General features: G+C 39.2%; 21 protein-coding genes. 17 read left to right on the top strand and 4 right to left on the bottom strand.

Annotated features, from left to right (window positions below; all coding sequences use genetic code 11):
- Window positions 1–22: 22 nt before the first annotated feature.
- A complete protein-coding gene (locus tag CNR22_16150; protein ID PBQ33240.1) occupies window positions 23–283 on the bottom strand; it encodes a hypothetical protein in 261 nt (86 codons plus the stop codon).
- A gap of 232 nt (window positions 284–515) precedes the next feature.
- Between CNR22_16150 and CNR22_16145 the strand changes: the two genes are divergently transcribed.
- The 13 genes from CNR22_16145 (at window position 516) to CNR22_16085 (ending at window position 13,125) form a co-directional block, all read left to right on the top strand.
- Window positions 516–944 carry a hypothetical protein gene (locus CNR22_16145; protein ID PBQ33239.1) on the top strand — a complete coding sequence of 143 codons (429 nt, stop codon included), beginning with the start codon at window positions 516–518 and terminating at the stop codon, window positions 942–944.
- An 802-nt stretch (window positions 945–1,746) separates the two neighbouring features.
- Window positions 1,747–3,336, top strand: a complete 1,590-nt coding sequence (dnaB, locus tag CNR22_16140) for a replicative DNA helicase (protein PBQ33238.1) — start codon at window positions 1,747–1,749, stop codon at window positions 3,334–3,336.
- A gap of 34 nt (window positions 3,337–3,370) precedes the next feature.
- Complete coding sequence (locus CNR22_16135; protein PBQ33237.1) at window positions 3,371–3,778, top strand: hypothetical protein; 408 nt, start codon at window positions 3,371–3,373, stop codon at window positions 3,776–3,778.
- Window positions 3,779–3,954: 176 nt separating this feature from the next.
- Window positions 3,955–4,356 (top strand): hypothetical protein, encoded by a 402-nt coding sequence (locus tag CNR22_16130; protein ID PBQ33236.1) that lies wholly within the window; start codon window positions 3,955–3,957, stop codon window positions 4,354–4,356.
- A gap of 308 nt (window positions 4,357–4,664) precedes the next feature.
- Window positions 4,665–5,183 carry a hypothetical protein gene (locus tag CNR22_16125; protein ID PBQ33235.1) on the top strand — a complete coding sequence of 173 codons (519 nt, stop codon included), beginning with the start codon at window positions 4,665–4,667 and terminating at the stop codon, window positions 5,181–5,183.
- Between the two features lie 243 nt (window positions 5,184–5,426).
- The gene (locus CNR22_16120) at window positions 5,427–6,035 is read left to right on the top strand and encodes a hypothetical protein (protein ID PBQ33234.1); all 609 of its coding nucleotides are present in this window, start codon (window positions 5,427–5,429) and stop codon (window positions 6,033–6,035) included.
- Between the two features lie 267 nt (window positions 6,036–6,302).
- A complete protein-coding gene (locus CNR22_16115) occupies window positions 6,303–6,803 on the top strand; it encodes a hypothetical protein (protein PBQ33233.1) in 501 nt (166 codons plus the stop codon).
- Window positions 6,804–7,073: 270 nt separating this feature from the next.
- Entirely contained in the window at window positions 7,074–7,646 is a 573-nt protein-coding gene (locus CNR22_16110) for a hypothetical protein (GenBank protein PBQ34928.1), read from the top strand.
- 295 nt (window positions 7,647–7,941) lie between these two features.
- Window positions 7,942–8,640: a hypothetical protein gene (locus CNR22_16105; protein ID PBQ34927.1), complete on the top strand. Its 699-nt coding sequence runs from the start codon at window positions 7,942–7,944 to the stop codon at window positions 8,638–8,640.
- A gap of 151 nt (window positions 8,641–8,791) precedes the next feature.
- Entirely contained in the window at window positions 8,792–9,631 is an 840-nt protein-coding gene (locus CNR22_16100) for a hypothetical protein (protein PBQ33232.1), read from the top strand.
- A 67-nt stretch (window positions 9,632–9,698) separates the two neighbouring features.
- On the top strand, window positions 9,699–10,127 hold the full coding sequence (locus CNR22_16095) for a hypothetical protein (GenBank protein PBQ33231.1): 429 nt from the start codon (window positions 9,699–9,701) through the stop codon (window positions 10,125–10,127).
- 30 nt (window positions 10,128–10,157) lie between these two features.
- Complete coding sequence (locus tag CNR22_16090) at window positions 10,158–10,901, top strand: rRNA adenine methyltransferase (GenBank protein ID PBQ33230.1); 744 nt, start codon at window positions 10,158–10,160, stop codon at window positions 10,899–10,901.
- 265 nt (window positions 10,902–11,166) lie between these two features.
- A complete protein-coding gene (locus tag CNR22_16085) occupies window positions 11,167–13,125 on the top strand; it encodes a PAS domain-containing sensor histidine kinase (GenBank protein ID PBQ33229.1) in 1,959 nt (652 codons plus the stop codon).
- A gap of 67 nt (window positions 13,126–13,192) precedes the next feature.
- Here CNR22_16085 and CNR22_16080 read toward each other — a convergent pair whose 3' ends face one another.
- Window positions 13,193–13,903 carry a hypothetical protein gene (locus CNR22_16080; protein ID PBQ33228.1) on the bottom strand — a complete coding sequence of 237 codons (711 nt, stop codon included), beginning with the start codon at window positions 13,901–13,903 and terminating at the stop codon, window positions 13,193–13,195.
- A 174-nt stretch (window positions 13,904–14,077) separates the two neighbouring features.
- Here CNR22_16080 and CNR22_16075 point away from each other — a divergent pair, with 174 nt between their 5' ends.
- The 3 genes from CNR22_16075 (at window position 14,078) to CNR22_16065 (ending at window position 15,738) form a co-directional block, all read left to right on the top strand.
- The gene (locus CNR22_16075; GenBank protein PBQ33227.1) at window positions 14,078–14,641 is read left to right on the top strand and encodes a hypothetical protein; all 564 of its coding nucleotides are present in this window, start codon (window positions 14,078–14,080) and stop codon (window positions 14,639–14,641) included.
- A 124-nt stretch (window positions 14,642–14,765) separates the two neighbouring features.
- Window positions 14,766–15,224 carry a MarR family transcriptional regulator gene (locus tag CNR22_16070; GenBank protein ID PBQ33226.1) on the top strand — a complete coding sequence of 153 codons (459 nt, stop codon included), beginning with the start codon at window positions 14,766–14,768 and terminating at the stop codon, window positions 15,222–15,224.
- A gap of 4 nt (window positions 15,225–15,228) precedes the next feature.
- Entirely contained in the window at window positions 15,229–15,738 is a 510-nt protein-coding gene (locus tag CNR22_16065) for a transposase (protein ID PBQ33225.1), read from the top strand.
- 78 nt (window positions 15,739–15,816) lie between these two features.
- On the opposite strand, the gene CNR22_16060 is transcribed toward CNR22_16065, so the two are convergent.
- Window positions 15,817–17,589, bottom strand: coding sequence for a hypothetical protein (locus tag CNR22_16060; protein PBQ33224.1), 1,773 nt, complete (start codon window positions 17,587–17,589; stop codon window positions 15,817–15,819).
- Window positions 17,590–17,747: 158 nt separating this feature from the next.
- Here CNR22_16060 and CNR22_16055 point away from each other — a divergent pair, with 158 nt between their 5' ends.
- Window positions 17,748–18,434, top strand: a complete 687-nt coding sequence (locus CNR22_16055; GenBank protein PBQ33223.1) for a hypothetical protein — start codon at window positions 17,748–17,750, stop codon at window positions 18,432–18,434.
- 7 nt (window positions 18,435–18,441) lie between these two features.
- Here CNR22_16055 and CNR22_16050 read toward each other — a convergent pair whose 3' ends face one another.
- Entirely contained in the window at window positions 18,442–20,199 is a 1,758-nt protein-coding gene (locus tag CNR22_16050) for a hypothetical protein (protein ID PBQ33222.1), read from the bottom strand.
- Between the last annotated feature and the right edge of the window lie 23 nt (window positions 20,200–20,222).

The following is a 20,222-nucleotide window of genomic DNA, read 5'->3' as shown; positions in this document are numbered from 1 at the left end:
TCCCTGTCAAAATTCTAGCAAATTATTCTTTCATTGTAGGTAACTCGCATTTTATCGGTTCAATAATTGGGTAATGGCATTTAACTTGGGCACCACCTTTAATTGCGTTTAAGGCTTCTGCAGTTGTTACGGCATTTGCTTTAGCTTTTAATTCAGCTAAGCTTAGTTTTTTAATTTCCATTTTTACTGATTTTAAATAATTTGCTACTCTTTGCTCATGCAGGCTTTTCGCTTCCGCCCGATTAACATTTTGGGTACCTACAAAACTTTTAACCGCTTGCAAGTTACGATCACAAAAAAGTTAAAAGCAATTTTCCCCCGGGGGTTTTTCACGGAAAAAACCCGTAAGGCATCTTTAAACTAAAAAAAATGTTTTAATTTTAACTTAGAATTTGTGCTTACCCAAATGCCCAAACTGCATGCTAATACTTATTTTCTTAAAAAAGCACGGCAAGCAAAAAAGCAATGGGTTTTAGAGATAAAATTATTTTACAAAGAAAATCCGTAAAAAAAATATGCTTAGCAAGAGAGACAAAATTTACGCCGCCCGTTTAAAACAACTGCGGGAAACTAATAAGATAAAACAATTTACACTGGCCTGTTCATTAAATCTATCGAGTCAACAGCAATACAGCGATCTTGAAAACGGAAAAAAACATTTTTCGGACCAGATCATTCTTAGGATCTGCGAAGTATTTCAACTTGGCGTCACCGATTTTATAAATACCGATGAACAGATTCTGAATTTTTCTTCGATGCGTCTTAATTCATCTGAAAAAAAATTATCGCTACAGGAGGAACAGGAATTAAAGCTCTGGCAGTATAAAAAAATGTTGCTCGAGAGTAAACTTGAAAATATTGCCCTGCAAATGAAATTGCTGAGCCCGCAGAAATGTGTTTCCGAATTTGTTCCCGGAAAGACTAAGGTGCATGTATTGCTTTGACGCTTATTTATTACTCTTACTCAAAAATTTAACCACATAAAAACATAGATAGCATAGATTGACCGACCAACGGCTTATTCAGGGATCCATAGGATTTGAAGCTTTGCTTCAAAGGATATAAAACTATATCTCTGTTATTCTTTTAGCTATTAAACTAAGAGCATGATCTTGGTTTACGAGGTCAGAAGTGTGATGGACCAGCACTGAACTTTATCCAAAGTTTTTACCTATTATCGAAATTTGTTTCTTGATGGATTTTAGCGCCACGGACCGGCGCGGCATCCCCGTGCAGACTAGCCTTAGAGCGGTATTTTGGCAGCGGCTTTGACCCTTAGGGCAAAGACCCTGCACAAAACGAACCGCTCTTAGGCCAGGCAAGCGGGATACAGCAGAGGGCCGGGCCCCCTGAAGGGAAAGGCCCAAACGAAAAGAGAGAAGAAGGCCTTTCTGCTTCAGGGGGAGGCGCCCCCATAATTCTCCTTAAGCATCTGAATAATTTCTACTGATGAGGGTATTTTAGCTTAAAGAGATAGAGTTTTTTCATTTCAAATACAAATTAAATCTTTCGGAAACGTTTAAATACCTGGAAATGAAAGCGCTTAAACAATTAACATTTACCTAACACAGTTGCTGTTCAAAATTGACTTTTTATCTTATTAACAGAAGCAGGAAGCCTTAAACCCCACTGCTCATGGGCTTTGACATAGAAACAATACTTATGCACAACTTATTAAGAAAGATGGGATTTTCGTAAATTTAATATGGCTCTTTTTTTCGCACTTTTGCCCTCCACACAAAATTTATGAATCAGGATAATCAGAATAAAACACGTAAACGCATTTTAACTTCATCTGCCCCCAACACGAATGAAATAGGAAAATTACCGCCACAAGCTGTAGAACTTGAGGAAGCTGTACTAGGTGCCATGTTACTTGAAAGAGAAGCATTGAGTACCGTTATTGATATTTTAAGTCCGGAAGCTTTTTACAAAGAGCAAAACAGCCGGGTATTTGCCGCTATGATTTCGTTGTTTAACCGTTCAGAACCTGTGGATATTCTGACAGTGACGCAGGAATTAAAGCGTACCGGAGAATTAGAGATTGTGGGTGGTTCGTACTATGTATCGGCTCTTACCAACCGTATTGCTTCTTCTGCTAATATTGAATTTCATGCCCGTATTGTGGCGCAAAAATATTTACAACGCGAACTTATTCGTTTAAGCACCGAAACTATTAAATCGGCTTACGAAGACAGTACCGATGTATTTGAATTACTGGACGAGACAACAAAGAATATTTTTGAAATTCTCGATTCTAACGTGCGTAAACAACACGATAAGATGAGTACGCTTATTGCAAAAGCGATCACCGAAATTGAAAGTGCAGCGAACCAAAAAGATGGTCTCTTAGGTGTGCCCAGCGGTTTTACGGCCATGGACCGTATTACAGGGGGATGGCAGAAATCAGATTTATTGATTCTTGCGGCCCGTCCCGGTATGGGAAAAACGGCCTTCGTTGTTTCGATGGCGAAAAATGCGGCGGTAGAATTTAATAAGCCGGTTGCGATCTTCAGCTTAGAGATGAGCAGTCTTCAGTTGGTAAAACGTTTGATCTCCAGTGAAACAGAGATCTCGCAGGATAAGATCTTAAAAGGAAATTTAGATAATCATGAATTCGTTCAATTGAACGAACGTATTAAAAAGTTGGCTGTAGCGCCTTTATACATAGACGATTCGCCGGCCCTCTCTATTTTTGAATTGCGTGCTAAAGCGCGTCGTTTGGTTGAGAACCATAAAGTAGAGCTGATCATTATTGACTACTTACAGTTAATGAGTGGGGGTCCGGATGCTAAAGGAAACCGTGAACAGGAGATCTCTCAGATCTCGCGTGGTTTAAAAAGTTTGGCTAAGGAGTTAGAGATTCCAATCATTGCCTTATCGCAGTTGAGTCGCCAGGTAGAGAACAGACCGGGAGGCAGCAAACGTCCGCAATTGAGTGATTTACGTGAATCGGGAGCTATTGAACAGGATGCCGATATGGTAATGTTTATTTACCGTCCGGAGTATTACGGTTTGGAGGTTGACGAAAACAACGAACCTACGCGTGGGCGCGCGGAAGTGATTATTGCCAAGAACAGGCACGGGTCTTTGGAAACTGTGAAGCTGCGTTTTATTGGTCAGTACGCGAAGTTTGCCGATTTAGATTATACAGAAGGTCAGGATATTATTTACAATCAGAATAATCCTGGTCCTTTACAACAAAACGATGACTTCTTAAATAACAACGGTACCAAAACGGTTGCTTCTAAAAACTGGGATCGTATTGAAGATACGCCTGCTCCGGATATCATTAAGAGAAATGACATTGAAGATTTTAATGAACCACCGTTCTAGAGTTTTTTAAATTAACCGCTAAAAATCAGAGCTCATGACAACAGAAAACAAAACATCTCAACTCTTAAATGTTCTTCTCTGGATGGCACAAGCACTTTTAGCGGCAACTTTACTCTGGGCTGCCTGCACGAAACTTTTTAAGCCAGCAGACGAACTAGCTGTGATGTGGCCGTGGACGGCTAAAAATGCGGGCCTTGTAAAGTTCAGCGCCTTTGTAGATTTCCTGGCGGGCCTCGGAATACTTCTTCCTTCTTTGCTTCGCATTCGTCCACAACTGGTGGTTGTGACGGCTTATTTTATTTTAGCACTTATGATCGGTGCGAGTATTTTTCACATCAACCGCGGAGAAAGTTCGCAGATCGGGATCAATATTTTCTTTGCCTTTCTTGCGATTTTTGTTGCCTGGGGCCGGGATAGAAAAGTTAGGATTAAGGGGCGGTAGGTTTTTTGTTATCCTAAAAAAAAAGCACAAAATAATTTTATATTTTTAGTTTACCCGAAGGAGAGTCAATTTTAATTAATTGAAATTCTTGTAAATGATAAAGTGGCGTTTAGCGGGTAGTTAGTGGGCATGCTTAGACAGACACTCATCATATTGACAATCGGACTTTTTATAAGTTGCACCGACTCAAAAATAAGTCGACCAGACTCCGTTACGTTCGACAACGACCCTCGAGAAAAAGACATTTCATTAAACCGTCAACCAGACAAATTGAAAAGGCAGAGCAGAGACTATTAGAATATCTTGACGCGAAAACAGCGGACAACCAAAAAATTTATACAACTAGCCTTGACAAAAAAGTTCCACTCCAAGATCAATTAAAATGGTATAAAAGACGTTATTTCGGAAGGACAAGTATAGAGGGCGACAAAATTATTAAAATTGAATTCGTTGCTGTACGTTGCGGCGGACACGACGAATGGAAAAAAGTCGAGTTCACAAATGACGACACAAAAGACTGCTGGTGGTCTGTTCAGTACGACATAGACAATGACCAAATTTATGACCTGAAATTATAAAGCACGACCCGCTAACAGCAATCGTGGCGCCAGCGGACATGTGTGCATGCATTTGCAAAATATATTGCCTGCTTCGCAGACCTTTTTAGTTTTTTGCGAATGCGTATTTTATTTTAACTTCACTCCTGATAGCTATCGGCATCAGCACAGTGTCAAATTGTTTTTTCGCCGGCGTCTTTCTGCGGTACGATACCGGTAATGGTAAGACTACCGAAAACGAAAAAAAATAAATGAAGACACTTGACATAAAATCAAACGCGGATATAAGGTTTTTCACTTCGCCAAGCCCAAAAACGTTAGCTGCACCTATGACACGACGAATTTACATACTCATCATCATATTCTTTTGGACAATCAAACTCTTTGGACAAGGGAACATTAAATTAAGTGCCACCGACTCTATTTCTCTTCTAGATACCTGGACTAAATATTCTAAATATCTTACGGACAAAAATATCCTCGAGATAAAAAACAATTCTCTCCCATTAATTCATTGTATTCCATGCACAATGCGGGACACTCCTGCGACAAATTATGTTGTGCCTGTTGATTCGTTCATCAATTCATTTTACAGTTGGTTTAAGGATTCAAAACTTGAGACGGTTATAAAAGCGGACGAAAAAGATATTTTCGGATTTTTATCCAAAGAGCATCAACCAAAAAACGTATCACAAAAGACAGAAGAATCTTTCATATTGTATGAAATATTCTTCTTTACATTTAAACCAAATGAAATATCTCCAAGACATGAAGGCGGCGGACATATTTTTCTATTCATAAAAAAGGACAACCGCTTTTTATTTTATGGCTTTGACACCAATCCTTGACAATAATGGCTCCACCTCACACGTTGCAGTGGCGCCAGCCGGATATTCTAAGATGCAAAAGCAAACTGATTAAAGCGGGCCGATTCGCGGACAGAAATAGTGTTTGCTTTTGCTCAAAATATTTTAACTTCACTCCCGATGGCTATGGGATTAGCATGTACGAAAGCGTTTTTCGCCGGCGCCTAGCTGCGGTCCCTTAGAGGTAACAACGGCGGACAGACCAAAGGCCAGAAGACAAAAAATATGCGACAAAAAATAGTAATTTACATAGTCGTCCTGACAACAACTGCATTCGGTCAGAAAAACTTTTCAGACACTTTATTTATTGGTAAGCATAAATTTCGTCTTGAAAAAGCTTCTGTATTTTATCCTAATATTCAGCCGGCGACGATACTACTTCCGAGTGAATATAAACAAGAAGGTGCAAAAAAAACAGTCTCATTCAAATGCACCGACAGAAAGCAATATCACTATTTGATATCTCCAGACGAAGGATATGATGAACAAGTGGTTTCAGCTTCGAATTCGCCTAATTGTCTTCCGTCCGAAATGGCTTTGTATTCTTATATTGATAGCATTCCTTTAGACTATACGAAAAACGAAATAAATATTTATATTAAATCGAAAAATAAGCGAATTGATTTTTGCGCATTGACAGCATATATAATATCTAATGACACACTTACATATTATAACTTAACAAACAGACTTGACATCCCTCGTCTATCTAAATCTGTGAGTGGACAAAGCCCTATTAGTGAAAATGCTATCTGTTTAATACAAAATCTCTATTATCGGAGAGGTAATACTACTTATTTCTTAGATAGATCTTTTATTCTAAAAATTAAATAGTTCAAAATTTTAACCGAGACAAACAATGCGTTATTGAAGAATAGATGACTTTTGCAGCCTATAACAGCAAACTGTCGCCACCGCGGACGAGAGACCGCATCGCGCATGCAAAAGCAATTTAAATTTGGCGCCTTCGGTGTGAAACAGTTTTGCTTTTGCGTAATTTATTTTTAGCTTCACTCGCGATAGCTACTAGTAAAGAGGAGCGGCATCGCTTACAATAGAAATCGGGAGGCGGAGGACAGACATTCCGTAAAACAGAACACAATGAGAAAAGTGGCATTCATAGACACATTTGACAAAATTAAAAAACTCATCACTTATGTTTCCTCAGACACCGTCTATCTTTTTGGTTTTGATTGTGTAAATGACACGTCCTCTATCTCAGACTATACTTTTGATACGATCGAGGAGGCCGAAAATCATTGCGCTGAGACCTACAATATTCATGAAGACGACTGGATTATTATTTCAGAACCATGCACGGGTTGTCAAGACGATTTCATTATGCCTACAAAAGTGAAAGGCAGAGAAAATGGCACGCCGCAATGGGGCCAATATCAAACTCTTGTTAACCATAAATGGATCGACATTGCAATTTCCAACAAATCAATAAATTTTATTGGAATGACTGTTAAGGAACGGTTGCTCGTGAGTGGACTTCTTGACGAGTTTGACAAAGCAAAAATCAACGATAAACAAAAAGCGCTTAAAATATTAAAAGCCCATGGTTTCGACACAGACTCGATTAATAAAATTGTGGCCTGAAGTATGTGAGTGCGACCACGAGATAGCTAACAGAAGTTCAAGCTCCAACGGACCATTACTTTGCATATCTGCGGCCACATACTTAAAGGTTTTTGTGAATACATATTTTCTTTTAACTTCACTCCCGATGGCTATTGGAACGACATTGCAACATTTGAGCGCCTGTGATTTTTTTCGCCGCGCTAAGTTCCGGTGCTTTAAGCAGGAACTTAAAAAACAACTTAAAGATTAGGTTAAACCTAAATTAAATTAACCAAAAACGGAATGAATATGTTTAAAAAAATAGCATTTCCATTGTTTTCAATTTTTCTCACTTATCGTTCTGTAGATTTAATTAAATTACTGGTTAATTCAAAGCCAGCAGCATTTAGTAGCCTGGAAATCATTTCTATTTCCATAGTTCTGAATTTGTTTATAACTGGTATTTTCGCATTTCCGGGGTTTGTTTTTTTGACAAATAAACTGTTACCAAATTCATATTACCAGATAAAGAACTCAAAACAACTGACTTTTATTTACAACTTATTAGGCATTAAAATATTTAAATATCTACTTATCAAACTTTATTGGGGAAAAGAAAATAATAGAAAAAAATACTTTGATGGATTAAGAGCAGGGCTTGAAAATTTTGATACCCAAACCAGGCAATCAGAGTTTGGACATTTAGCTTCATTCAATTTAATTGTAATAGTCTCAATAGTCTTACTAGCTAAAGGGCACGTGGCTATTTTTTTCCTGACGACTTTTATTAATGTAATCGGAAATCTCTATCCTATAATTTTACAGCGAAATCATAGAATTCAACTAGAGCGAATTAAATTCTTGTTAGAAAAGAAAAAATAAGCAAATACCTTTTTTTGTAAGCAAGCCATTATAAAAAACCTCTGAACGAAGTCACAGAGCCGCTTTTGTAAAAAAAAATCTACACTTAAAAGGTTGTAAACACCGCATATGGCTTGTGTAAGAGCAGGCAAATTTGTAAATTGCTTAGCAAAAACAAGGCTTGCTTATTTATCCACGACTACCATCATTAATGTTGTTATAGTGTCTTTAGACAACCAATTTACCCATGGCAAAAACTTACGCACCCAAACTCACTACTGCATATTTTTTAAATGGATTTACACTACCAGCTATTATGATTGATTTATCGACTTCTGCAAATCAAATTCACTATGTCTCCAATTTTGATGCGCTTCTATCTACACCGTTCGAAGGAGAAATAAATGCGATTTGCTGGAAGCGCAAACTGGATGGTGATTTTTCTGAAATTGCAAATAAAATCGCTCTCTCCGAAAACATGAGTACTCTTGATCTCCCGGAATTGATGAAACTCCAGTTGAGCGAAAAAGGAAAACTTGCCCGTGAAATTCTTTTAAATGATCTAAAGCTGTTGCAGTCGCGGGGAACTTCTCCCATTCTTAATGTGATCAAAAACTATGAGAGAGACGAAAGCTATCCTTTTTTTCCAACCGATGTTTATTCTTTTCATGTGGATCGTTCTCCAGTGCCCACCGATACTTTTTTATGTACTTACTATGGCGAGCCCAGTGAACTTTTACCGAATTCGCAAGCCACACAAAAAATACTTGTCCCTGAAATCCGTGAGGAACTTAGAAAAATATACAGAGGAGAAGTAGCAGGATTTGAAGCATTTTTAACCGAACATTTTTATGATCTGCACTACCTTCCTAAGCCTGATGCACAGCCGATCGGCCTGGGCCTTGGTAACTTATGGAAACTGGCAGTCGATCATCCTGAAAGCAAAGTACTCCCTTGTGTTCACCGCGCGCCGCTGGAAAAAAACGGGCTGCGACGATTGTTAATGATCAGTTGAAACGCAAAGTTTCTCTCATAACAAATCCCGCATTAAGCAGAACGACAAAATGCGAATGTGAGAAATCCATTTTGGAATTACCCCGCACTATCGTACATTTATTATTCCAACTGGTAACTGATATAAATCCCTAACCCATTTTTAACGACACATGAAAAAAATCCTTCTGGCGCTGCTTTTAGTCAATCAGATTTACTCTTACAGTCAATCGAAAAATAGCATAACTTTTAAAATTCAATACAATCCTGAAACAAAATACAGTAATACCATCGAACAAACATCATATAATGAAATAACCTATTCGGGCTCTAAAGAATTTCTTCGTAGCTTAAAAGACAAAGGCATTGAAAATCCAACTATAACGAACAAAAGTTCAAAAATGGAAACCCTTTTCAAAACTGGTAAATCCACTGATGGGAAAAATTTTCCATTAACTATAGAAATTGTGACAACCAGCAGCAGTGACGGAAAAAAGGATATTCCGGATGGCCTGTTACTTTACGGACATGGTTCTATGGGAGCGATGCCTACACTCGACTCTGTAGTTTCAGAGGGCATTAACGAAGAACTTAAAAAAACCTTGCTTCAAACAATGCAAAGCATGTTTTCACAGTTGGATTTACCAGAGCGCCAGGTTAAAGTAGGCGAAAAATTCTCGATAGAAACACCTTTAAACATTCCTGTAGCAGGTGTAACGCTTGAAATGATTATTACCACTACCTACAAACTCTTAAGTGTAAACAATGGTGTTGCAGACTTTGATGTAGTAAATGTTTACACCATGAAAACCACCATAACCAAGTACACGATTAATGCTACCGGCAGCGGAAAAGGAAAACTACTTTATGACATCGCAAATAATTATTATGTCAACTATCAAACCGACACTAAAATGGACATGAGCATGAAACTTGATAATTTTAATATTGACTTAAAAACAAAAAGTGGATTTTCTCAAACTTCAGTGATTTCGAAAAATACCGGTAACTAAGTCACGTTTCGTCAAAAACTTTTTACACATTTTATTTAGCACTCATACATAACCAGGATTATTATCTATGACCGTAAAAACACAAATCAAAGAATACATTGCCAGTCAGCCCGAAGCAAAACGCGGCGACATGCAGGAGTTGCATAGTCTAATTCTGAAACTAATGCCAACAGACAAACTATGGTTTCTCGATGGCAAAAACGAAGAAGGCAAAACTGTTTCGAATCCGAATATTGGCTACGGACTTCAGACCATGAAGTACGCCGGTGGCAAAACGCGTGAGTTTTATCAAGTTGGGTTAAGTGCCAATACATCAGGAATTTCCCTATACATCATGGGTATAGAAGATAAAAAATTCCTGGTAACTACTTATGGCAAAAAAATAGGCAAAGCTGAAGTTACAGGGTATTGTATAAAATTCAAATCTCTGAAAGATATAAATGTGGATGTGTTGCGCGAAGCAATACAAGACGGATTTGAGGCGCAAACAAAATAACCAGAAAAAATACCCTTAAAAACCTAGTACATGCAATTTGACCCGCGTAACCCCATAGTAAAACTCTGCCTGCAGGGAATGGACCTGGAAACACAGAACAAACCTGAAGAAGCACTGCGTTTATTTCTTCAAGCGTATAACGAGGCGACCCAGGACTTCGAAAAATTTATCGCGGCATATTATATCGCGCGGCATCAAAAAGAAGTTCGCGAAAAATTAAGATGGTTAGAGTCTGTATTAGAAATGGGCTTGAAAATAAATGACGATTCGGTTAAATCCGCGTTTCCATTTCTTTATTCAACTATTGCAAAATGTTGCGAAGACCTAAAGGATTTTGAAAACGCTAAAAAGAATCACGAGCTCGCTCAGGCCAGTAATGATAAACCCACTGACAAAGGCCCTTTTTACCACGGAACCAGGGCGGACCTGAAAACCGGGGATCTGTTAACTCCAGGTAAGGGATCGAATTACAAATCTGATTTAACCATGAATCATATTTATTTTACCGCCCTTTTAAATAGCGCCGGACTTGCGGCCGCGTTGGCTAATGGAGATACACCTGAACGCGTATATATTATAGAACCTACAGAGAATTTTGAAAATGATCCCAACGTTACGGACAAAAAATTTCCCGGTAATCCAACCCGTTCCTATCGCACAAACGGAGCTCTGAAAATTACTGGAGAAGCCAAAGAATGGCTGAGACAATCACCTGAAGAAATTCAGAAGTGGCGTGAAAAGCTGGCGAATAGCGACGGGCAAATTATTAATTAAAAATGGCGCAATAGTCATCTCAGCACTGATTGCGCTGGCATCATTTTCGCATCAGGTATTAAATTACCTTTTTATGCAAAATATTTCATACCAGAAATTCATTTTTGACACAAATCCCGTAACTTTCTTTCGATGATTTGTACAGAAATTGCGAAGTAAAACCACCTAGCCCAGTGACGACCCAAAAAATAATACATAAATCACTTTTAAGTTCGCTAATGTAAATCAGTGAATTACCAATTTTTTTTCAGATTGTAAAAGCACAATGGAATTAACAGAAAATAAAGATCTCTTACAAACCGTTTTCGATTCAGCACCCAACGGAATTGCCGTTATGAAGACGGCGAAAGATGAAAAAGGAAAAGTGAAAGATTTCTCCATTCTGCTTTTTAATGCTTATACACGCAATTGGATTGGCAACATAGAATACAAAGGAAAACTCTATGGCGATATTTTTCCAGGCATGAAAGTCAATGGAGTTCTTGAAAAATTTATAAAGGTAGCTGAGACAGGTGAAACAGGGAGCTTTGAAACCTGGCAGGAAGGAGAAGGGGTAAAAAATTGGTTTCATTTCACTGCAGTAAAACAAGGAGATTTATTAGTAGTAACCACAGAGGATAGAACCGAATCTAAAAAGGCTGAACTGGCTTTAAAGAATTCTCTGGATGTTGCAGAAAAACAACAAAGACTTTACGATTCCATAGCCAATAATACTCCTGATCTTGTTTATGTATTCAGCCTGGCTTATAAATTTTCTTATGCCAATAAAGCGTTACTCACTATGTGGGGCAAAACCGCAGAAGACGCCATAGGCAAGGGGCTGCGCGAAAACGGCTATGAAGAATGGCATGCACAGATGCATGAACGCGAAATTGACGAGATCATTGCAACGAAAAAATCCATCCGTGGCACGGTCGCATTTCCCCACGCTGAATTAGGAAGTCGTGTGTACGACTATATCCTGGTGCCTGTTTTTAATGCTCAAGGAGAGGTGGAAGCTATTGCCGGCACAACACGCGATGTAACCGACTTTAAAAGGATTGAGGGAAAACTTCTGCAAAGCGAGACGCGGCTTAGATCAATGATTGATCAAACCCCGGCTCCCACAATGGTTTTGATGGGGCATGATCTTGTGATCGAACAAATTAATAAGCGCATGCTGCAAATGATAGGTCGCGGAGAAGAAATTATAGGGCATCCGTTAATCAACGTAATGCCTGAACTCAGAGGACAGTATATATGGGAGCAGGTGGAAAAAGTTTTTGAACAGGGCGTTCCTTTCACCCAGCTTGAAGTGCAAGTTGCTCATAGTCGCAGCGGCGTTATGCAGGATTATTTTTACAACATAGCCTACCGTCCTTTAAGAGAAAACGAGCAAATAGTTGGTATGATTCAGGTAGCCATAGACGTGACAGAACAGGTTGTAGCGAGAAAAAAACTGGAAGAAAGTGAAAAACGCTATAAAGTTTTAGCAGAAAACCTGGAAGGACAAGTGAATGCCCGTACAAAAGAACTGCAGCGCTCTAATGAAGACTTGCAGCAGTTTGCCCACGTAGCATCGCATGACTTAAAGGAGCCTGTGAGAAAAATCAAAACATTTATAGGAAGACTAAAGGATCAACTGCACGATACTTTAGACGACTCTTCTGCACGCTTTATCGACAGGATTAATGTGGCAACTGATCGTATGTTTACCATGATTGATGGCGTGTTAGCTTACTCCACCACCAATGCAGGCGAGCAAAAACCTGAACTAATTGATCTGAATGAAGTCATAAAAAATATTGAAAATGATCTGGAAGTTTCTTTACAAAAAACAAATGGAAAAATTCACCTTCATAATCTTCCAAAGCTGGAAGGTGCACCTGTACTTATTTATCAACTGTTCTATAATCTCATTAATAATTCCATAAAGTTTGCACAAAAAGGTTTGGCACCGCAAATTTCGCTCTCCTCTGAGATGGATAACACATGGAACGATTTGGTCCATATAACTTTAAAAGATAATGGCATAGGGTTTGAGCCTGAAAATGCTTTACAGATATTTGAGACTTTTACGCGACTTAACTCTAAAGACAAATATGAAGGCACAGGCCTTGGACTAGCACTTTGCAAAAAAATCGTAGAGCGTCACGGAGGCAGCATTACGGCTGCTGGAAAGCCCGATAAGGGCGCGACTTTTATTATCACACTTCCTTTACATCAAAAAGAAGCGAGCCTTTAACTTCCCTTTTGGATAAAATAAACCCATGATAGAAATTAGTGCAATAAAACTCCGCTTATAAAAGGTTTTATTTGTACTTATAGTGCGATTGTGCAGTCGTCACGCTCATTACCCGCCATTTTCTGGCACGAACAGTAAAAACCGAATAATTCATAGTAGCTACTTCTACAACCACTTCGGCAGTATCAAATGTGTTAGCCTTTACACCATCACCTGGTTTAAAAGTGACAGAGTTTACACCGCTTTTTCCCCGAATTTTCTTCGTGATTGTTCCTAAGGTAATGAACATACTGTCGCAAGCACCCGGATCAATGGCAATCGTAAAATCTTTCGTGCTATCATAGGTAAGGGAAGTATTTTTTGTAAACCCTATGCCTGGAAACGCTGGTGAATAAAAAGAAGTGTCAGGAATATGCTCTCTGCTGGACGAAAGATCCCAGAGAACTGCGGCCGTATAATTTGAAGACGCATTTGCATAACGGTATTCGTCGCCGGGATACTGTCCCATAATTTTATTATCCGATTTTACCTGATCAATAAGAACAGCGCTGGCAGAGCTTTCATAAAAACGCGCGCTGGAATAACTGTAACTATGATCGGTATTTGTACTTGTTAATTCAACAGCAAAGGCTGGGTTAACAAAAGGATTGCCGGTTGTGCTTCCACCACTTGTTGTGCTGCCAGTGGTAGTTGTTGCGGTTTCTTCGGCACTTTCAGAAGATTTTTTTTTACAGCCCACTAATAAAAGCAGGCTTAATAAAACAAAGGTTTTTTTCATGGGTTTAAACTTCGAAGGAATTTTAATTTAAAGGTAAGAGAATTTCACACCCAACTTAAGCAAATAACCAATTTGGAGGCAAATTGATTTGTTGAAGACGGAGTAAGTAATTAAACTGTACTTTTATGCTGCGTACCTAAACGCCCGGGTAGCTTTGCAAACCTCTTTTAATTTATGAAACTTCAACATAAAAAGCTGATAAAATTATTACAACAGGCTTACTCTGCAGAAAAAGCCGCAGCATTCGCCTATCAAGGCCACGCTGCTTCGGTAAAAGATCCGGCTGAAAAAATTTCCATCAAACAAATCGAGGACGACGAATGGGGACACCGCAGGGAGGTTTTAGAAATTATGAAGCATTATGAAATCCCTGTCTCCAAATTTTATGAATTCAGATTTCATGTGATCGGTAAAATAATCTCCGCATCTTGTTACGTGATCGGCTGGTTTATGCCTTACTATTTTGCCGGACGCCTTGAAAGTGGAAACGTTTGTGAATATTTCCGTATGATGCATTACTTTCATGAATTGGGTATCATAGAACATAATCAGGTTTTATACGAGATGGGCATTAAAGAAAAAGAGCACGAAATATATTTTCTCAACAGAATAAAGCATAAAAAGTTACTTCCTGTCTTCGAGAAATTATTTGCCTGGGGCAATACTAAAAGCTTCAACGACATCGACCTCGACAAAAAATACCCCGTAGAGGAATCTAGGGCTTACTGTAAGAAATAAATGTTAATCCGTAAGAAAGATAAATAACTCCCTTATTACCGGATCCGGATTTTTTTAGCATTCTGTGTAGCGTGAAGCAATATTTATTTATCTTTGTCACTAAGATACTTATTAAATAAAACAAATGACAGTGAAAGAACGCATTCAACATTTCAGGAGCATAAGCCGCAATTATTCTGACAATTCCATTTTAATGCATGAAGCAATTGCCCGAAAAGCCGGGCTTTCGGGAACGGATCACAAATACCTTGGATTAATTCTTCAAAAAGGACAAATGACGGCCGGTGAACTTTCAAAAGTGACGGGTTTAACCACTGGCGCTGTTACCGGGCTGATTGATCGTCTTGAAAAGAAAAAACTCGTGCAAAGAGAATTTGTAAAAGATGACCGCAGGAAAGTGATCATTGTAGCAAATAAACAAAACACCAACAAAGTCATGGAACCCCTTTTTAAAGACGTGCAGGAAAAAACGTCCAAACTTATTTCATCTTTTTCTGAAAAGGAATTTCAGATCATTGAAAAATATTTTGTGAATGCTACAAAGATCATGAAAGAAACCCAGGAAAAACTTAGCAAAAAATAAAGTCATGGAAAATCTTAACGCCAACTACATCGTAAGAGCGGAGATCTGGCTCTTTGCGACAACCCTTTTGTACTTCTTAATGAACGGCGCACAAATTTTTGAAACCGCCGTCATAGTTCCTAAGTGGACAGCTGCGCCGCCCGAATCTTTTAAATGGCTGGCAGATAAAAACGGAGCAAGTTTAAAAATATTCTGGATCGTACTGCATTCCATTCACGAAATCACTTTTATACTCGCCATTGTTTTTTGCTGGAGACTGGATCCTATAAGAAATGGATTGCTGATTCTTTTTGCTCTTCACTTCGCGGTTCGTGTTTGGACGATTCTTTACTTCGCTCCCCACATTATGAACTTTGAAAAAATAACTGAAACACAAAACACGGTTGAAAACCTGGTTGACAAAACTCTACTTTGGAAAAATTTAAATTATTTGAGGGTTACTTTCTTTTTACTGCTCTCTTTTGCCTTAATTCCTCTTTGCGTAAAACTTTTAAAACTGGCTGGAAAAGCTTAGACAAATCGGCAAACAAAAAAGCCCTTGCTCCCAATTTTTAGGATGCAAGGGCTTTATCTTGTTTCAATATTTAAAAAACTATTCTGTTTTAACCAGTTTAATAATTTTAGATTCAGAAGTTCCCAAAACCTTTACCTGGTAGATACCGGTAGCATATGCGCTCAGATCCAGCGTGTAAGTTCCTTCCTCAAATTCTTTTTCAAGGATAACTTTACCAATATTGTCTGTGATTTGTACACTGATTTTATTTTTAGTTTCAAAACTCACTTTACCACTTGTTGGATTTGGATAAACCTTTAAGGTCTCGTCGGTAGTAAATGCTTCGAGTCCCGTACAGTTCATAACCGTTAGCGAGATCACAGAAACAACCTTGCACGAGTTTGTATTAGTGCCGCTGCCTGTAACGGTGTAGGAAGTATTAACTGTTGGAGACACTGAAATAGAAGGTGTCGTTGCACCGGTGCTCCAGCTGTATGTTTGCACACCTCCAGCTGTAAGCACAATGCTTTGTTTTGCGCAAACAATAGTATTTTGAGATACCGTCATTACGGGCACAACAATTCCCGGCGTGGTAGGCAGGTTAGCATAAGAAACTCCCGTAGCGCCTGCTGTTGCGCCATAAGTAGTATTGTATTGTGAACTCTGTGGGTTATTTACTGTACCGGCTGCACCACCCACTGAACTAACTGTTACCCCTGAAGGAAGTGTAGCTCCGCTGTAGGCGAATACACCGCCGCCGCCGCCGCCGCCCGTACCATGAGCATCTGCTTGAAACAGTACATTGTTGTTGCTTCCACCAGAACCGCCATCTGTATTTACTTGCAATGTTCCGGTAATCGTCGTGCACTCAATAAAAACACTTCCACCCGCTCCACCACCACCAGAGGCTTCATCACTCGCTATGATAGTAACACTTTCACCTTTTGCCGAAATTACCTCGTTATTGGAAAAAATCGCATTTGCTTTTATATAAACAATTCCCCCGCCACGACCTCCAGATGTTGCCACCTGGCCATTATCTTCGTAACCTCCGCCACCGCCGCCGCCAAGGTACATCACATTTAATCCTGTACCAACTCCTAATCCCCCGTTACCTCTGTCGTCATAACTTCCACAACCGCTGTATTCATTTCCACCCAAACCACCAACCCCACCATTTCCGCCGCCGCCGCCGCCAGAGTTACCTGAATTGCCGCCGCCACCGCCGTTTGCTTGTTTTCCTTTGCGCCCGTCTTTATAGGGCATATAGCCTGAGATACTTTCCCCTTTCTGACCTCCATCCACTCCCTGCACCCCAAAATAATTTCCATTGCTGCAACCAAAAGATCCCAAGGCGAAGTTTCCACCGGCAAATCCAGCTTCATTTGCGTTTACCGGGGCATTTAAAGTGAGCGTACCCGCTTCGAATGCGATGATACCGCCTGTGCCCACAGTTTCATTCCAGGCCGGACAGGTAATCGGAGCCACAACTGTTGGATTGCAAAATTTTGGAACTTTCACAAGCTGAACAAAACCTTTTAGAACATTGTAAGTTTTTGTAGGAGCACTGCTTAATGTAATCACTGTGCCTACAACGGTGGAAACTGTAGCAAACTCATAGTTACCCGCGCCACCCAAATTTATAATATTACCAAAGTTCGCGCTATTAGTAGAATCTATAACGGCTCCCTTCATCTGAATAAGAAGAACTTTATCTCCAAAAGCAAAACCCGTTGTCGCATTCACGCCGATGTTTGTTCCTGTAAGATTTTTAACGGCGGCGTAGTTGTTCACCGTGCCGCTTATATTCTGTGCATTCAAAGCACTGCTAAATAATAAAATGATACCGATAAGGTTACTGAGTTTCTTCATGGGCTTATAATTTTTGTTTCTAACTATTTACTGTCCTCACAAGGTATTAAATTTATGTGAAATTCAAAACACAAATTGTAAACTCAGGTTTTGTATCTATTTCCTATCTTAAAGATTATAGAGGGGAGTTTACCAGCTAACGTTTTAAAGTATAAACCATGACAAACTATTTTTTTTCAGTCTTTTTTTTCCTTTCCTATTGGCTTTCTACATCCGCTCAAAAGCTTGTGGCTACAGACAACCTGGCTCTTTTAACAGGAACAGTAACTAATTTTAAGGGTAAAGCCTTGGGCAACGAAACTATTTCATTTGTTAATGAAAAGACAAAAAGCGTGGTGAAAATAAATACCGACAAAGGCGGCAAATTTGAAATCCTTGTGCCTGTAGATGCAAGCTATGTGTTAAAATACAAAACCTTTACAAGCGATCAGGATTATACCAGGATGACTATACCCGCCGACAAAGAAGCGAGCTATGAAGTGAAAATCCGTATTGATCCACCGAAAGAATATGTTCTTGAAAATGTTTATTTCGATAGTGGGAAAGCTACTTTAAAACCCAGCTCGAATAAAGCCCTGAATGATCTTGCCGAAGTGCTGAAATTAAAAACAACCATGACAATAGAAATACAGGGGCATACGGATGATGTTGGCGACCCTGCCGAAAATTTAAAACTTTCGCAACAACGCGCCGAAGCGGTGAAAAAATTTATAGTGAATAAAGGGGTCGAAGCATCCCGTATCAGTGCTAAAGGGTACGGTCAAACCCTGCCAGTAGCCGACAACACGAGCGATGCGGGTAAAGCTAAAAACAGGAGAACGACCTTAAAAGTGCTAAAGGAATAACTCTCTTTTACTCTTTGATTTTTACAACTTGCATGATGCGTTTATCATGAGAAGAAGTAATGCGAACCGAAAGGTTTTTTAAGCCGGCCTGAGCAGGTTTTATTTGCAGAGCTTGCAGCACGTTTGCTTGAGACAAAACAGTTACACTGGTTAAAGCTGACAGCACTTTTTCACCTGCAATCAGTTCTACCTTATAAGAATCATCAGCGCTACCGGAATTTGAAATAGAGATATAAAGCATATCTTTTTGTACCGAATCTTTTAAAGAAACAAAAAAATGGTAATCTTTAAAAGCGGGAGCCCAACTGCAACGGTACTGTGGAAAAGGTTTCCAGCCTTGTTGCGTTTGATTTTTTAATTTCATCAGCGGAATAGCGTCCCACACAATTTCTTTATCACGTGAGATTTCTACAACGCGGTTGAGCACGCCTGCGCATAAAAGAAAGTTGGAGTTAGGAAGCTCAACCATATTCCCCCCCCCTGAACTGAAAGGGAAAGTCATGTCTTTATCAAAGTTCATAGGAAAACGCCAGATTACAGCACTATCTTTTGGACCTGGATTTTCTTTCATTTCTATAAAGGAAGAAACGGGTGAATCTGTCTCGTTCAACTGCTCTGAATTGTCAAAGATCAAAAGTGTGCCGCGATCAGTAAGCGTTCCATCATGTTGTCGTCTAAAATCGTTCGTAGCTACCATGCCTTTGGCCGAAGTAAAATTTTCGCCGTATGCCTTCATCACTTGTTTTGTTTTTTTATCAATCTTCACAACGCGGCTAATATCACGAAAGCTTACATAAATGAATTTTTCGTCCTTGCTCTCACAAAAAGCATTGGAATGTGTAGAAAATACCGGCATTCCGTTGGGATATTTTTTAGTCATCAGATCGGCCTGAACAATATAGGTATCTGCGTCCCAAAACCAAATCAACTTTCCGGTTTTATCAAATTCAAGCAAAACCGTCATTTGTGTTTTCTTATATACAACTCCATTCACCACACTTATTTCAGAATTGTATTTGATTTGCTCTGGCTTGTATTGTCCCGGCATTGGACGTTTCACTTTACGGTTAGCCAAAATCATGTAAGTGCCGCGGGGTGTTTTTTGAAATTCATGGTGATACATAACCGTATCTTTTTTGAAAACAAATGGTGCAGGCGTCGACCATAAAATTTCACCATCAAGACTTATCTCTATTCCTTTTTCCGGGGTTAAAAAAGTAACCGTATTGTCCTCTGTAATCTTTATGTCTCTGAATAATGTTTCGTCATCTGTAAACCTTGCTATATTTGGAATTTGCCACACGGGCTGGCCCTCACGATTCACAAAGCCACGAATATGATCGATCCCAATAAAACCACCGGCATTTTTTTCTTTGTTATTAACCTTAATTTTTATGTTGGTTTCTTCTGCCTGTTGAAATGAAACGAGGTATTTCTCAATTGTAAAGTTATGCTCGGAACTCGTGTGGATCAGATTTTTATTTCCGTCGAAGGCTTTAACGATCCAAACATACTGAGTGTTCCAGTCTAATCCGCTCAGGTGACCTGAGGGTAAAGCGCTGTTAATTGTAGAAACCAGGCTTTTACCATTTTGTCCTTTATAAACCGTCAGTTCGTAACTAACTGCTTTATCCTGAATCTCTTCTTCAAGATATACAAATGTGGCATTCAGTTTCGCGCCATCCTTAGGCCAAACCGATGCTCTTGTAGTAAAAGAATTTAAAAAAAACAAAGAAACAAGGAAGGATAGACGTATTAAAAACATAAAAGAGATTTAGTGAAACAAGT

Source organism: Sphingobacteriaceae bacterium (genome assembly GCA_002319075.1).
Taxonomy (GTDB): Bacteria; Bacteroidota; Bacteroidia; order B-17B0; family Aurantibacillaceae; genus Aurantibacillus.
The sequence above is the reverse complement of the archived record's forward strand: the minus strand, read 5'-3'. Positions and strand labels throughout refer to the sequence as shown.